Annotated in this window: 12 protein-coding genes; 8 read left to right on the top strand and 4 right to left on the bottom strand. The window is 60.6% G+C overall.

The window, feature by feature from the left end:
- The first annotated feature begins 103 nt into the window (after nt 1–103).
- The 8 genes from JJB09_RS01625 to JJB09_RS01590 all read left to right on the top strand — a co-directional run bounded on the left by JJB09_RS01625 (nt 104) and on the right by JJB09_RS01590 (nt 12,216).
- Complete coding sequence (locus tag JJB09_RS01625; protein ID WP_201652114.1) at nt 104–2,638, top strand: methyl-accepting chemotaxis protein; 2,535 nt, start codon at nt 104–106, stop codon at nt 2,636–2,638.
- Between the two features lie 283 nt (nt 2,639–2,921).
- Entirely contained in the window at nt 2,922–5,453 is a 2,532-nt protein-coding gene (locus tag JJB09_RS01620; RefSeq protein WP_201652112.1) for a methyl-accepting chemotaxis protein, read from the top strand.
- A gap of 153 nt (nt 5,454–5,606) precedes the next feature.
- Entirely contained in the window at nt 5,607–6,893 is a 1,287-nt protein-coding gene (locus JJB09_RS01615; protein ID WP_201652110.1) for an NAD(P)/FAD-dependent oxidoreductase, read from the top strand.
- Nucleotides 6,894–7,043: 150 nt separating this feature from the next.
- A complete protein-coding gene (gene zwf / locus JJB09_RS01610; RefSeq protein ID WP_201652108.1) occupies nt 7,044–8,513 on the top strand; it encodes a glucose-6-phosphate dehydrogenase in 1,470 nt (489 codons plus the stop codon).
- A gap of 43 nt (nt 8,514–8,556) precedes the next feature.
- Entirely contained in the window at nt 8,557–9,255 is a 699-nt protein-coding gene (gene pgl / locus JJB09_RS01605) for a 6-phosphogluconolactonase (RefSeq protein WP_201652106.1), read from the top strand.
- A 70-nt stretch (nt 9,256–9,325) separates the two neighbouring features.
- Complete coding sequence (gene edd / locus JJB09_RS01600) at nt 9,326–11,143, top strand: phosphogluconate dehydratase (protein ID WP_201652104.1); 1,818 nt, start codon at nt 9,326–9,328, stop codon at nt 11,141–11,143.
- A gap of 7 nt (nt 11,144–11,150) precedes the next feature.
- Nucleotides 11,151–11,642: a GNAT family N-acetyltransferase gene (locus JJB09_RS01595; RefSeq protein WP_201652102.1), complete on the top strand. Its 492-nt coding sequence runs from the start codon at nt 11,151–11,153 to the stop codon at nt 11,640–11,642.
- Nucleotides 11,643–11,703: 61 nt separating this feature from the next.
- A complete protein-coding gene (locus tag JJB09_RS01590; RefSeq protein WP_201652100.1) occupies nt 11,704–12,216 on the top strand; it encodes a GNAT family N-acetyltransferase in 513 nt (170 codons plus the stop codon).
- Here the strand turns inward: JJB09_RS01590 and JJB09_RS01585 are convergent.
- The 4 genes from JJB09_RS01585 to JJB09_RS01570 all read right to left on the bottom strand — a co-directional run bounded on the left by JJB09_RS01585 (nt 12,211) and on the right by JJB09_RS01570 (nt 15,206).
- A complete protein-coding gene (locus JJB09_RS01585; protein ID WP_201652098.1) occupies nt 12,211–12,426 on the bottom strand; it encodes a hypothetical protein in 216 nt (71 codons plus the stop codon). The genes JJB09_RS01590 and JJB09_RS01585 overlap by 6 nt on opposite strands.
- Before the next feature lie 116 nt (nt 12,427–12,542).
- Nucleotides 12,543–13,442 carry a bifunctional methylenetetrahydrofolate dehydrogenase/methenyltetrahydrofolate cyclohydrolase FolD gene (locus JJB09_RS01580; RefSeq protein WP_201652096.1) on the bottom strand — a complete coding sequence of 300 codons (900 nt, stop codon included), beginning with the start codon at nt 13,440–13,442 and terminating at the stop codon, nt 12,543–12,545.
- A gap of 121 nt (nt 13,443–13,563) precedes the next feature.
- The gene (locus JJB09_RS01575) at nt 13,564–14,250 is read right to left on the bottom strand and encodes a hypothetical protein (protein WP_201652094.1); all 687 of its coding nucleotides are present in this window, start codon (nt 14,248–14,250) and stop codon (nt 13,564–13,566) included.
- A 161-nt stretch (nt 14,251–14,411) separates the two neighbouring features.
- Complete coding sequence (locus JJB09_RS01570; protein ID WP_201652092.1) at nt 14,412–15,206, bottom strand: WecB/TagA/CpsF family glycosyltransferase; 795 nt, start codon at nt 15,204–15,206, stop codon at nt 14,412–14,414.
- Nucleotides 15,207–15,362 lie beyond the last annotated feature (156 nt).

Raw genomic sequence — 15,362 nt, 5'->3', positions numbered from 1 at the left:
GGGGGCCGCGGGCTATTGTTGACAGGCGCTGCTGCAAACCGTGCTTTATCAATGACATGCATCCCCTGACTGTAGTCGATCAATAAGGGGAAGGTTGCAGCGCATGAATATCGACAGATTGTTGTCGCGGTTCAGGATCCAGACCAAAGTTCTGATCTTTATCCTGCCATTTGTCATCAGCATCACCGCGGTAGGCGTCACGGGTCTCTACGCGTCCGGAATGCTTCAGGGCCGCATGGAAATCTCCAACAGCGTGCTGCAATCGCTTTCCGGCTTCAAGGACGTCTCGAGCGCGATGGCGCAGTTCCTCGATGACACGACGTTGGAGCGCCGCGACGATGTTGCCGGCCGGCTGAAAAGCCAAAACGCTCTGCTGGAAGACATGCTGGCCCAGCTCGACCCCGACGCGGAAGGACGCGCGGACCTCGAAAGTGCCGCCAGCTCGATCGGCGGGGTGCTCACACGCTTCGGCTTGTTGTGGACGCTGCATGAGAAAGAAGAAGCACTCAACAAGGACATCAGCGACAAGCTTCGGATCGTCACCTACAATCAGCAACGGCTTGTCGCGACCGCGACCAGCCTGCAGGAATCGGTACGGCGCGATGACGATACGGCGAAGTCCATGCTTGACGAGGCCGATCGCATTACTTCGGCAGCAACGCTGATCACCGATGTTGCCAAGAAATTCTCGCAGAAGCAGACCCCCGAGGAAAAGTTCGATTTCGTCCGCTTCAGCCTTTCGGAACTGAAGAAGCAGCGCGACGTGCTCACCAAGATCCTGCCCGCCAAGAGCGCCGGCTCGATCAAGACGCTCGACGTCGCCATCAAGGAATTGCAGGCCATTATCGATACGAAGGACAAGTCCGACACAAATGCATCGCTGATGACCAACAAGCTGCAGCCATTGCGCCAGTTCTCTGTCTATCTCGGCCTCGCCGTGCAACAGAAAATGAAAGATGCGACCAAAAAGTTCTCCGAGCTTCGGGCACCGCTGCAGAAATCGCAAACAGTGCTCGCCGGCAGCCGCAAAGTCGTCGATACCACCTATGCCGTCCAGATCGATCTTGCCCGGTTCTTGATCGCACCCGTCGAGAAAAATCGTGAAAGCCTCGCCAAGAAGATCGCGCAAGTCCACAAGGACATGGCGGTCCTTGCGGAATCCGCACATGGCCTGGCCTTTTTTACCGAACTCGAAAAGACGTTCATTCCCGCCATCGATGCCATCGATCTCAACACCAAGGAACTGGTGCAGATCTCCGAGCAGCGCCACAAGGACTTTGCGGCGGCGGCCTCAGAGATCGACACGATCTGGAAGCAGCTGACCTCCTTTGCCGAGCTGCAGAAGCACAGCGCGAGCGTCGAGCGCGACAATGCCAACACCATCTCGATCGGCGCCACCGTGGCCGGCATCGTCATCGCCATCTTCGCCGGCATCGGCCTGGTCATGACCTTCAAGGGACCGATCGGCCAGATCACCTCGGCCATGCGCAAACTTGCAGAAGGCGTGCTCGACACGCGCATCAACGGCGAGGCCCGCATCGACGAGATCGGCGAAATGGCCCGTGCGCTCGGCGTCTTCAAGCAGAATGCGCTGTCCAAGATCGAGATCGAGGCGCAGAGCGAGGCCCAGCGCGCCGAGGCCGAAGCCGAACGCCGCAAGAACGACGCAGAGAAGATCGACATCGACCGGCAGATCGATTTTGCCGTCAACGCGCTGGCCGCCGGCCTTGGACGGATGTCGCAGGGCGACATCTCCCAGACCATCGAGACGCCGTTCTTCGGCCGCCTCGAACAGCTGCGCACCGACTTCAACGGCTCGCTGCTCAGACTGCAGGACACGATGAGCCAGATCCGCAACAATGTCTTCATGATCCAGCGCAATGCCGGAGAAATGAGTTCATCGGCGGACGAACTGTCCAAGCGCACCGAGCAGCAGGCCGCCTCGCTGGAGGAGACCGCCGCCGCCGTCGAGCAGATCACCGTCACCGTCAAGTCGTCGGCCGAAGGGGCCGAGGAAGCCAACCGCATCGTCGCCGAGACCAAGCGCGCTGCCGACCAGTCCTCGGCCGTCGTCGCCAATGCCATCGACGCGATGGGCCGCATCGAGGATGCATCGGGCAAGATCGTCCAGATCATCGACGTCATCGACGAGATCGCCTTCCAGACCAACCTCCTGGCGCTGAATGCCGGTATCGAGGCGGCGCGCGCCGGTGAGGCCGGCAAGGGCTTTGCCGTCGTCGCCCAGGAAGTGCGCGAGCTTGCCCAGCGCTCGGCCCAGGCCGCCCAGGAGATCAAGGGGCTGATCGACACGTCGAGCACCGAAGTGGCCTCCGGCTCGCGGCTGGTGCAGCAGACCGGCGCGGTGCTGGCCGAGATTTCCGCCAAGATCGTCACGGTTTCCGAGCGGGTCGAGATGATCGCCATGGCCAGCCGCGACCAGTCCAATGCGCTGGGCGAGGTCAATTCCTCGGTCAACCAGATGGATCACATGACCCAGAAGAACGCTGCGATGGTGGAGGAAACCAACGCCGCCACCCGTCAGCTCGCCGGCGAGGCCGACACCCTGATGACGCTGGTCGAGCAGTTCAAGCTCTCGGCACACGAGACGACTGGACAATTCGCTCGCCACGCGGCCTGACACAGCCAAAGCCAGATCAACCAACGCCGCGGGCCGACAAACCCCGCGGCGTTTTTGTAATCGTAAAAGGCACGGGCTGGCTTGCTCTAATTTGCATAAAACCCGGGTGTTTTTATCCACTCATTAAGAGCAAAATGAGAACCTTGATGGGAAAATGCAGATATCCATGCGTTCCCATCTGCTGTTTACGCCTTTGAGCGACGGTTCCAACTTTCCGTCGATCATCCGTGCGCGAGCCTGAGGGGGAAAGCAGATTGCTACCGCTCTTGGGAGGAGCTCGCCAGTGATCGACAAATTCATGTCTCGCTTCAAGATCCAGACGAAAGTCATCGTCCTGGTGGCACCCTTCGTCATCAGCATTTCTGCCGTGGGGCTTACCGGGCTATATGCGTCCGGAATGCTTCAGGGCCGCATGGAAATCTCCAACAGCGTGCTGCAATCGCTGTCGGGTTTCAAACAGGTCTTCGCCAGCATGAGCAAGTTCCTAATCAAGCCGACGCAGGAAAATCACGACAGGGCAGCGAAGGACGCCAGCGACCAGCTGGCTCTGCTCAAGCAGACGACAGATGGGTTGCGCCCGGAGACGGATGTGGGGCTACTCGATACCGCGGTCGAGCAGTCCCAGACCATCACCAGCAATATCGAGAAGATCTGGGGCCTGCAGAAACAGCAGGAGACCATCCTGTCCGACGTCTCGAACGCATCGGCAGAACTGCTCGAGGTACAGGGGCAGACCGGCAAGCGCTCTTTCGAACTGATCGCCGCCGCCAAGAAGAAAGAGAAGGCGGAAAAGAAGGGCCTTACCAACGGCATGAATCTGGATGGCGTGTCCGTCGTTCTGGAAGCGATGGTGGTCGACTACGGCAAGGTGCTGACGCCGGAAGACAAGATCAAGGTTTTCGCCAAGTACCTGCCCGACCTCGAAAAGGGTGTCAGTAAAGTTCTGACCGCGCTGCCCAAGCAGAAGCTTCCCTATGGCAAGAAATTCGAAAAACAGGTCAAGGCTCTCGCCGAGCAGGTAAAGGCCAACGACATTTCGACGGCAGCCATGGACAAGGCCAACACCACCATGAATGGTTTCCGTTCGACGGCGACCATGTTCAAGCAGATTGGCGGCGACCTGATGCGCCAGTCCATTCTCAACCTTGCCGCCGCAGATGCCGAGATTTCGAAAGCTGACAACGTCGCCAACAAGCTACGTGCCATCGTCGCCAACAACAACGAGATTCGCGTCGTCTTCGCCGAACTCGTCGCCAGTCCCGACGCGGCCGGCGTCAAGAAGGTCCAGCAGTCGCTCTACATGTATGGCGCGGAAGTCGCCGGTCTTTCCAAGGCCGCCAAGAGCGACCCGTTCTTTGCCGGCTTACCCGGTCAGGTTCAGCCGATCCTCGACGGGCTCGGCAAGAATGCAGCCGCGCTTTCGACAAACTCCGAACAAAAGGGTGCGGAGTTTGCAGCCGCTGCCAAGCAGATCGATGGAACCTGGAACCTGCTGACCGAATTTGCCGAGAGCCAGAAGGCCAATGCCGGCGTCGAGCGCGAACAGGCAAACACGATTTCGATTGGCGCCGTGCTGGCCGGCATCATGATTGCCCTGGCTGCAGGTGCGGCGCTCGTCATGACGCTGAAGGGCCCGATCAGCCAGGTGACATCGGCCATGCGCAGGATTGCCGATGGCCGCCTCGAAACGACGATCTCCGGCGACAAGCGACCCGACGAAATCGGCGACATGGCACGCGCTCTTTCCGTCTTCAAGGACAATGCGCTCGCCAAGGTAACGATGGAACGGCAGGCCCAGGAATCGCGTCTGACCGCCGATGCCGAGCGCGAACGCAACGAGCAGGACAAGCAGGAAAGCGCCCGCCAGATCCAGTTTGCGGTCGACGCGCTGGCACAGGGTCTGCGCAATCTCGCGCAAGGCGAATTGCGCTTTACCATCGACACCCCGTTCGCCGGCCACCTCGACACGTTGCGCGACGATTTCAACAGTTCGGTGGCGGGCTTGCGCAACACGCTGTTCGAAATCCGCGACGCCTCCGGACTGATCCAGGACAACGGCCGGCAGATGGCCGACGCCGCCGAAGACCTTTCGAAGCGCACCGAACAGCAGGCGGCATCCCTGGAAGAGACCGCTGCCGCAGTTGAGGAAATCACCGCCACGGTCAAGACTTCCTCGGGACGCGCCGCCGAAACCAAGGAGATCGTGACCAACGCCAAGAAGAATGCCGACAATTCCTCCGCAATCGTCCAGAACGCAATCTCGGCAATGGGCCGCATCAAGGAAGCATCCGACAAGATCAGCCAGATCATCGATGTGATCGACGCGATCGCTTTCCAGACAAACCTGCTGGCTCTCAATGCCGGGGTCGAGGCGGCCCGCGCAGGCGAGGCCGGCAAGGGTTTCGCAGTCGTTGCCCAGGAAGTGCGCGAACTCGCCCAGCGCTCGGCCCAGGCCGCCAAGGAGATCGGCGGACTGATCGGCAAATCGGCAGACGAGGTTGCGACGGGCTCCCGCTATGTTAGCGAAACCGGCAACGCGCTGATGGAAATCTCCCGACAGATCATCGAAATCTCAGGGCATGTCGAGTTGATCGCCACTTCGAGCCGCGAACAGTCGACATCGCTTACAGAGGTCAATGCCTCGGTCAACCAGATGGACCAGATGACCCAGCGCAACGCCGCCATGGTCGAGGAAACCACCGCAGCAACCCGCCAGCTCTCCGGAGAAGTCGACATGCTGATGGAACTCGTCGGGCGCTTCAATCTGGGCGAACAGCAGGCAGCTTATGAGGCCGGCCGCAGCCGGGCCGCGTGAACGGTCGTCCCCGACGAGCCAATCGTAGCGCGGCCGGCCCAATTGGCCGCTTTACTCTCATATTAGCGCTTCATGAGCCCGCTTGCTCGCCCCAAGCGAGATGCGCTATCAGGTTGAGGCCCGAATGACGGGTTGAAGCTTGAAGGTGTTGGCATGGCATGGCAGAGCCCGATATCGCCCGGAATTTCCTGGTATGAATCCTCGGTCGGCGAGCGACCGGAATACCCTCCCCTCGACGGCTCGGTGAAGACCAGCGTCGCCATCATTGGCGGCGGGTTCACGGGCCTGCAGGCAGCTTGTCATCTCGCGCGCGCCGGCGTCGATGTCGTACTGATCGATGCCAACCGCTTCGGCGACGGCGGCTCGGGCCGCAACGGCGGCCAGCTCGGCACCGGCCAACGGTCCTGGCCTGAAGAATACGAAGATCATCTGGGCTACGAGACCTCTAAGGCGATGTTCGAAATGGGCGAGCGGGCCAAAGCAAACCTGATCGGATTTGCCGCCGCTGAAAACATCGACATCGACTATGTGAAGGGCCATATGGTGGTGGCCCACAAGCCGCGTTACGAAAAGGCTTTCCGCGAAAGTCCCGTCATAGCCGCCGAGCGCTACAATTATCCGCATCAGCATTTCATGGAGCGCGAGGAAACCGCCGCGCGGGTTGGCTCGTCGCGGTTTCACTTCGGCATCTACGACAAGGAAACCGGCCATATCCATCCGATGAAGCTGCTGGTCGGGCTTGCGCGGGTCGCCGCCCGATCCGGGGCGAAAATCCATGAGATGACAGCCGCCAAATCCATTCGTTCAGAGGGTGGAAAGGTCACGATCGAGACGCCGCGCGGAACCATTATCGCCGACAAGGCACTGATCGCAACCAATGCCTATTCCGGCAATCTCGAAAAGAAGACGGCGGCGCATGTCATGCCGATCGGCTCCTTCATCGGCGCCACTCCGCCGCTGGATAACTTCCCGGACGTGCTGCCGGGCGGCGAATCAGTTGCCGATTCCCGGTTTGTCGTCCGCTACTTCCGTAAGACCAAGGACAACAGGCTGCTGTTCGGCGGCCGCGAGGCCTATACGTCGGCAAGCCCGAGCGACATCACGACCCATATTCGCCGTCAGGTGAGCGAAATCTATCCCGCGCTCAAGGACATTCCCTTCACCCATGGCTGGGGCGGCTATGTCGGCATAACGCTGACGCGTGAACCCTTCGTGCGTGAAGTCATGCCGAATGTGACCACGATCGGCGGATATTCTGGCCATGGCGTCATGCTGGCCAACTACTGCGGCAAGCTCTACGCAGACATGCTGACCGGCAAGCCAACCGACCTCGAACTCTTCCGGTCGTTGAAGGTCCCCCCCTTCCCCGGCGGCGCCCGTTTCCGTGCCCCTCTGCTGTTTCTCGCGCTGACCTGGTTTTCGCTCGCCGACAGACTATAGGAACAACGGCGGGCGCGCTTGCTGTTGCGCGCCCGCCGTTCGCACTTGCAACATATCAGAAAAAGTCCATATTCCGGGTTGGAGCCACTGGCTTTTTTAAATCGATTGAATTATGACATGCCTGCGCCGACGAATATGAGAGACACTTCCATGAGCAGCCAGATCATCCCGGTCGATCCCTTTGACTACGTCGTCTTTGGCGGCACCGGCGACCTCGCGGAACGCAAGCTTTTGCCCGCGCTCTATCATCGCCAGGAAGCAGGACAGTTCACCGAACCAACCCGCATCATCGGCGCCTCGCGCGCTGCGCTGACGCATGAACAATACCGGACATTTGCCACCGAAGCGCTCAAGAGATTCCTCAAGCCCGGCGAATACAATGAAGAGGCGATCGCCCGCTTTACAGCGCGGCTGTTCTACGTTTCGGTCGATGCCGGATCCGACAAGGGCTGGGATACGTTGCATGACCTTCTCAACGAGGGCAAAGACCGCGTCCGTGCCTTCTATCTCGCCGTCGGTCCGGCAATCTTCGGCAGCATCAGTGAAAAGATCAGGGATCACAAGCTGATCACCAAGAACACCCGCATCGTGGTGGAAAAGCCGATCGGCCGCGATCTCGCTTCTGCGCTGGAACTCAACGACACAATCGGCAAGGTCTTCCACGAAGAGCAGATCTTCCGTATCGACCATTATCTCGGCAAGGAGACGGTGCAGAACCTGATGGCGCTGCGCTTTGCCAACGCACTCTACGAGCCGTTGTGGAATTCCGCACATATTGACCATGTGCAGATCACGGTAGCGGAATCCGTCGGCCTTGAAGGCCGCGCGGGCTATTACGACAAAGCCGGCGCGTTGCGCGACATGGTGCAGAACCATATCCTTCAGCTACTTTGCCTTGTGGCGATGGAAGCACCGGCTTCGATGGGGGCGGAAGCTGTTCGTGACGAAAAGCTCAAGGTGCTGCGTTCGCTCAAGCGCATCGATGCGACGAATGCAGACAAGATGACCGTGCGCGGTCAATATCGCGCCGGCGCCTCGGACAAGGGTGCCGTCAAGGGCTATCTCGAGGAGCTGGAAGGCGGCGTCTCCAATACCGAGACCTATGTCGCCATCAAGGCCGAGATCAGCAACTGGCGCTGGGCGGGCGTTCCCTTCTACATCCGCACCGGCAAGCGTCTTGCAAGCCGCGTTTCCGAGATCGTCATCACATTCAAGCCCATCCCGCATTCGATTTTCGATGCATCGGCTGGCCGTATCTCGCAGAACCAGTTGATCATTCGCCTGCAGCCCGATGAAGGCGTCAAGCAATCGCTGATGATCAAGGACCCCGGCCCGGGCGGCATGCGACTGCGCGAAGTTTCGCTCGACATGAGTTTTGCCGAGGCCTTCGATGCGCGCAACGCCGACGCCTATGAGCGCCTGCTGCTCGATGTCATCCGCTCGAACCAGACGCTGTTCATGCGGCGCGACGAGGTGGAAGCCGCATGGCGCTGGGTCGATCCGATCCTCAAGGCATGGGAAGAAACTGCGCAGCCGGTCCAGGGCTATACTTCGGGCACCTGGGGACCGAGCCAGTCGATCGCCCTGATCGAACGAGACGGGCGCACCTGGCACGAGTAGCCGCTTGCCGCCCAAGGGGACATTTGCAGGAACGAGATAGTCGATGGCGTACCGGTTCAATATTTTCGACAATGGAGCAGCACTGGCGGAGACGCTTGCGGAGCGAGTGGCCGGCACCTTGGCCGAAGCGGTCGCAATGCGCGGCCATGCTTCGATCGCCGTTTCCGGCGGTTCGACGCCCAAGGCATTCTTTCGTGCCCTGTCCTCGACAACGCTCGACTGGAGCCGCGTGACGATCACGCTGGTCGACGAGCGTTTCGTCCCGGAAAGCAACGAGCGATCGAACCATGCGCTGGTGTCTGCGGGGCTATTGCAGGGCAAGGCCGCAGAAGCCCGTTTCGTCCCGCTCTACCATGACGGAGCGACGGCTGAGGATGCCGCACGACTGGCGACAGCGGCGACCGTGGATCTCTGCCGACCCTTCGATGTGGTCGTGCTCGGCATGGGTGGCGATGGCCACACCGCTTCGTTCTTTCCTGGCGGCAGCAACCTACAGATGGCGCTCGACCCGGCCACTCCGCGCGGCGTCATCACGATGGAAGCCGAAGGGGCTGGCGAGCCGCGTCTGACCTTCACCTTCTCGGCTCTGCAGGATGCGCGCCTGCTCATCCTGCATATCGAAAGCCAATCCAAGAAGCCTGTCATCGACCGCGCGCTGTCGGAAGGCAAGGACAGCACGTTGCCGATCGGCCGCGTCATCGCGACGGCATCGTCGGATACCGAGATTTACTGGGCGCCCTAAAGATCCCGAAATGTTTGGGCGCCACCTGTGCCGCGCCCTCCCCAGCGGCACGACATAGAAAGGAACCGCCATGGCAGCCGACAAGAAAATCGCGGCCATCACCGCTCGTCTCGTGGAACGATCCAAACCCTCGCGTGAAGCCTATCTCGGCCGCGTACGCGAAGCGGCAACAAAGGGTCCGCATCGCTCGGTCCTGTCGTGCGGAAACCTCGCGCATGGATTTGCCGTCTGTTCCCCCTCCGAGAAGGGCATGTTGGCAGGCGACCGCGTTCCCAATCTGGGCATCATCACCGCCTATAACGACATGCTCTCGGCCCACCAGCCCTACGAGACCTATCCTGCGCTGATCCGGGAAGCCGCTCGGGAAGCCGGTGGTGTCGCTCAGGTGGCGGGCGGCGTGCCGGCAATGTGCGACGGCGTTACCCAGGGCCAGCCTGGCATGGAGCTATCGCTGTTTTCGCGCGACCTGATCGCCATGGCGGCAGGCGTCGGCCTGTCGCACAACATGTTCGACTCGGTGGTCTATCTCGGCGTCTGCGACAAGATCGTCCCCGGTCTTGCAATTGCGGCGCTGACATTCGGCCACCTGCCGGCCGTGTTCGTGCCCGCCGGACCGATGACATCGGGCCTGCCCAACGACGAGAAGGCGCGCGTGCGCCAACTCTTTGCCGAAGGCAAGGTCGGCCGTGATGCGCTGCTCGAGGCCGAGTCCAAATCCTATCATGGTCCCGGCACATGCACCTTCTACGGTACGGCCAATTCCAACCAGATGCTGATGGAGATCATGGGCTTTCACATGCCCGGCTCCTCCTTCATCAATCCGGGCACGCCGCTACGCGATGCGCTGACCAAGGAAGCCGCCAAGCGAGCACTGGCGATAACTGCCATGGGCAACGAGTTTACGCCTGCCGGCGAGATGATTGACGAACGTTCCGTCGTCAACGGGGTGATCGGCCTGCATGCCACCGGCGGCTCGACCAATCACACGCTGCATCTGGTGGCGATCGCGCGCGCGGCCGGCATTCATCTGACCTGGCAGGATATTTCGGATCTTTCCGACGCGATCCCACTCCTGGCGCGCGTCTACCCCAACGGTCTGGCCGACGTGAACCACTTCAATGCGGCGGGTGGCATAGGCTTCCTGATCCGCGAACTGCTGAAGCAGGGCCTGCTACACGACGACGTCCGCACCGTATTCGGTCAGGGCTTATCGGCTTACACCGTGGAAGCGGGACTCGGCGAAAATGGCGCCGTGGTACGCAAGCCGGTCCCTGCACAAAGTGGCGATGCCAAGGTACTGAGCACCATCGAAGCGCCCTTCCAGGCATCCGGCGGTCTGAAGATGCTCAAGGGCAACATCGGCACCGGCGTCATCAAGATCTCCGCCGTCAAGCCGGAACGCCATGTCATCGAAGCGCCGGCCAAGGTGTTTCACGACCAGGCCGGGCTCAACAACGCCTTCAAGAATGGCGAACTGACCGGCGACTTTATCGCGGTCGTGCGGTTCCAGGGGCCGAAGGCGAACGGCATGCCGGAACTGCACAAGCTGACCACCGTGCTCGGCATCCTGCAGGATCGCGGCCAGCGCGTGGCACTGCTGACGGACGGCCGCATGTCGGGCGCTTCCGGAAAAGTGCCGGCGGCAATCCATGTGACGCCCGAGGCCAAGGATGGCGGAGCTATCGCCAAGATCCGCGACGGCGACATGATCAGGCTCGACGCGACCAAGGGCACGATCGACGTCCTGATGGATGCCGATATCTTTGACGCACGGATCGCCATCGAGGCCGATCTGTCGGACAACGAGTACGGTATGGGCCGCGAGCTGTTCGCCATCTTCAGGCAGAATGCAGGCGCCGCCGATCAGGGCGGCAGCGTGCTGTTCTGATCCGCTCATGGTGACCATCAGACGCGCCGGTCCGCCAGACATAACTGCCTTCATGGAGATCGAGCGGCAGCCCGGATTCGAGCATCTCGTCGGGCGGTCCTCCGCTGAATTCCATGCCCGGGTGATAGACGATACGGACTACGCCTATCTGGCGGGCCTGACTGATGACGGCGCGATTGCCGGAATTGCCATATTGCGCGATCTCGAAAATCCGCAGGGCAATATCCTGCTAAAACGGCTTGCCGTACTCACGCCGGGCTCCGGCTTCGGCAAACCTTTTCTCAGGGAAGTCATCGGCTGGGTATTTACCAATACGCCCGCCCACAGGTTGTGGCTCGATCACATCATCACCAACGACCGCGCCCGCCATGTCTACGAGCAGAGTGGCTTCGTGCGCGAGGGCGTTTTCCGGCAAGCCTACGAACTGCCTGACGGAAGCCGAACCGACCTCGCGGTCATGTCGATCCTCAGACCGGAATGGCTGGCCAGACAGCGATAGACATGTAGAATGGGGTCTTCGCTGGCGCCGAAGGCCGCCAGCATACTCCTTCGGGCCGACCATGCAGAACGCGCCGTCCACCGATATCCGCCGTGCCATCGTCACCGACATTTCCGCCATCATGCAGATCGAGCGGCAGCCCGGCTACGAGTTGCTGGTCGGGCGGTGGGAAGCGGACCAGCATTTCCGCAACATCACCGATCGCAATTTCCGCTACCTCGTGGCTGACAGCGACAATGGCAGGCCTATCGCCTTTGCCGCCCTGAGCGGCTTTGAGAAGGGGAATGGGCTGGTGCTGATCAACAGGCTCATCGTCAAAACGCCTGGCATGGGCGTGGGCAAGCAGTTCCTGCGCGCGGTCATGGCATTCGTCTTTGAAAATACCCAGACGCAACGGCTATGGCTGCGCGTGGTGCCAGACAACACCCGAGCACGCCATGTCTATCAATTGCTGGGTTTCTCGGACGAGGGCGTACTGGAGAAAGCCGGTACGCGGCCGGACGGGGTTCGCGTCGATCTGGCCGTCATGTCAATACAGCGGGCAGCATGGGAGGCATCTCTGCCGCCCTCATAGGTCCGCCCTGCCGACAACGGCTTGACCACTGCGCCGCCAGGCAAGCAAGGCCGCGACAGGCAGTGACAACGGCCAGAACAGGCAGGCAACAAAGCCGGGCAACAGTCGCCGGCTGAAATAACCGTCTCCGGCAAAATAGCTTTCACGATAGGTCAGGCTCATGCCAACGGCCGCAGGTAGTCCCCACAACAGTAAGAAGAATTCAAGCATCACAAGATCTCGTAAACCAACGGACCAATGCGTAGCGCGAAACAAAATTCGCCGCCTCACCCAAACTGGTGAGACGGCGAATTTTACAGCAAGCGATTCCCTCCGACAGAGTGAAATCAGAATTTCGGCGCGGTCTTTCCAGCCTTGCGGTAGGCGGCAATCACCGTGTTGGCCATCAGCATGGCAATCGTCATCGGCCCCACGCCCTTCGGCACCGGCGTAATGGCGCCCGCCACCGGCTCGCAGGATGCAAAATCGCAATCGCCCACGAGCTTGTGCTTGCCCTCACCCTTTTCCGGTGCGGCAACGCGGTTGATACCGACATCGATGACGGTCGCGCCGGGCTTGACCCAATCGCCTTTGACCATTTCCGGGCGGCCGACGGCGGCAACGAGAATATCAGCGCCAGCGCAGACCTTGGCGAGATCCTTGGTGCGCGAATGCGCCATCGTGACGGTGGCATTGCGCGAAAGCAGCAATTGCCCCATCGGCTTGCCGAACAGGTTGGAACGGCCAATCACGACGGCGCTGAGGCCCGACAGGTCTTCGCCGCGGACATTGCGCACCAGAATGAGTGCACCAGCGGGCGTGCAGGAAATCAGGCCGGTATCGATGTCTCCGGTCGCCAGCTTGCCGGCATTGACGACATGCAGGCCGTCGACATCCTTCTCCGGCAGGATCGACTGGATCACAGGCTCTGAATCGAGATGCTTCGGCAGCGGCAGCTGCACTAGGATGCCATGAATGCTCGTATCGGCATTGAGCTGTGCGACAAGCGCCAGCAGCTCCTGCTGGGTGGTTTCCTCCGGAAGCGAGTGCTGTACAGACTTGAAGCCGCAATCCTTGGCCATCTTGCTCTTCGAGCCGACATAAGCCTGGCTGGCGGGATCGGTGCCGACGATAACGACCGCAAGACCGGTCACGACACCTGCTTCTGCTTCAAGCGCCTGGGCAGACGACTTGACCTTCTCGATGACGGCTGCTGCCGCTTCCGTCCCATTGATTACCGATGCCACCCGTAGTTCCTCCGCTTTGCTCTTATTGGACCGATCCTATCCCCGGACCGAAACATGCAATTGTCTTTTCACGCCCCTCAAGGGCGCGTTCAACAAGGTGTATTGAGAGAAATAAGAGAGATCAATAGGGGTTGCGGCTGCGCCGGCGGGTGACCGAAGCAAGTCTCTCGCGCAACTCGTCGAGATCGTCCTGCAAGCGATACAGCTCGGCGTCCTCGCGGCTGATACGGCGCGAGGCGAGCTCGGGCATACGAGGCTCTTCGTGAGGCTGCTTATGGCGGAGCTCCTGCGTCAGCGACGACAGTTCCGTCGTCATCTGCCGGAACGCCGTCACCATCTGCACCATGGTGGCAGCGAAATCGGCGCCGTTCTGGACAGAGCGAACCGGAACCGGCTGCTGTTCGAGCGCCGGTATCGACCCAGGCTGCCCGAGAAAGCGCTCTGCGGCCTGACCGACGAGATGGACGGCCTCGATGAATTTTGCGAAATCGCCGGAGATCTCAGGCAATTGATGCGCAAGCGGCGGCGCCTGCATGGGAATGCGCGCGACCGGCGGGGTTCTGGGAGCGACAGGTCTTTCCACGGCCTCGGCAGCAAGGCCGTTTCGCCGTTTGAGGATCGCTTCGATCTGCGATGAGAAACCAGTTTCTTCCTGTTCCGGCTCGGGGTGGCGAGTTGCTGCCGACAGACGGCTTTCGAGCTCCTGCAGACGTTTTCTCAGATCATCCGCCGAATAGGTCGCCGGTTCTGCAGGTTCGTCCTGCGGATCGAAATCGGAGAGATAGTCGAGAAGCGGGCGTGGGGGCATCGGCGCAGTCCATCGAGCTCTTGGGTTTGAAGCGGACCGGAACACACCGCAATCACGCGCCGGTCGCTGCCGACCGACCCAAAATCTAGAACCCCATGGCTAACAAAAGGTTAACGCCAGCGGATTGAACAGCTCCGGATCACACTAAAAGCGTGCTGCAGCTATGACAGCGCGCGCTTCAACGTCCCCAAATGGTAAGACGCCCTGTTGGCAAGTATGTGGCCGACAAAGCGCGGCCCGCCAACAAAGTAGCGCGCGGCAAGGCGGCGCGGCTCCTGCATGAAGCGGAACAGCCATTCCACCCGAAGACGGCGAAGGTGTTCGGGTGCACGCGGGACTTCGCCACCGACGAAATCGAACAATGCGCCAACGCCGATCACCAGCCTCGCATGCTCGGGACGGATATAGCGGTCGATCCATTTTTCCTGCCTGGGTGTGCCCATCGCCACCAACAGGATGTCGAGCTTGTGCCGGGTGATTTCCTTAGCAAGCTCGGCGGAGTTCTCCTCGCCGAAATAGCCATCGCTGACGGCGATGAATTCATGCCAAGGGGCATGTGCCTCGAAGGCAGCACGCGCACGGCGCAGCACTTCGGGCTTGGCACCGACCATCCCTATGCGCTTCGGCGTCGTCATATAGGTCAAAAGCGCAGGCACGAAATCCGTGCCGTTGAGGTTGGCGGGAAACGTCTTGCCGAATGCTGCCAGCGAGGCGAGATCGACGCCGATGCCGTCGGGAAGCACCAGATGCCGCTCGAGCGTCTCCCGGTAGTCGGGATCCTTCAGCATGATGTTGGCGTTGTGAGCATTCAGGAATGAAATGACGGTCTGGCCAATCGGAACATCTGCAAGCGCACTGACGAAGCTGAATGCTTCCGACCAATCCAGATCACATACGGGCAGGCCGAACACCTCCCGCTGCGAGCTGAATACGGCCATATTGGATACAATGTTCATTCCCGACTACTCCCGTCATCCCAGCCGGCTGCTTGCTTGCGAGCCGCGGCCTTCGAAACAAGACACAGCAAATCCCGTGCCGCCGGTGAGAGCGGTTGAAACCGTATGACGTTTTGAGACCCTTGGAGGAGTAGTTAGCAAGCGGCCCTGAAACCG

The sequence above is a fragment of the Phytoamicus setariae genome, from assembly GCF_016722925.1.
Taxonomy (GTDB): Bacteria; Pseudomonadota; Alphaproteobacteria; order Rhizobiales; family Rhizobiaceae; genus Rhizobium_E; species Rhizobium_E setariae.
This window is presented reverse-complemented; position numbering and strand designations above follow the sequence as displayed.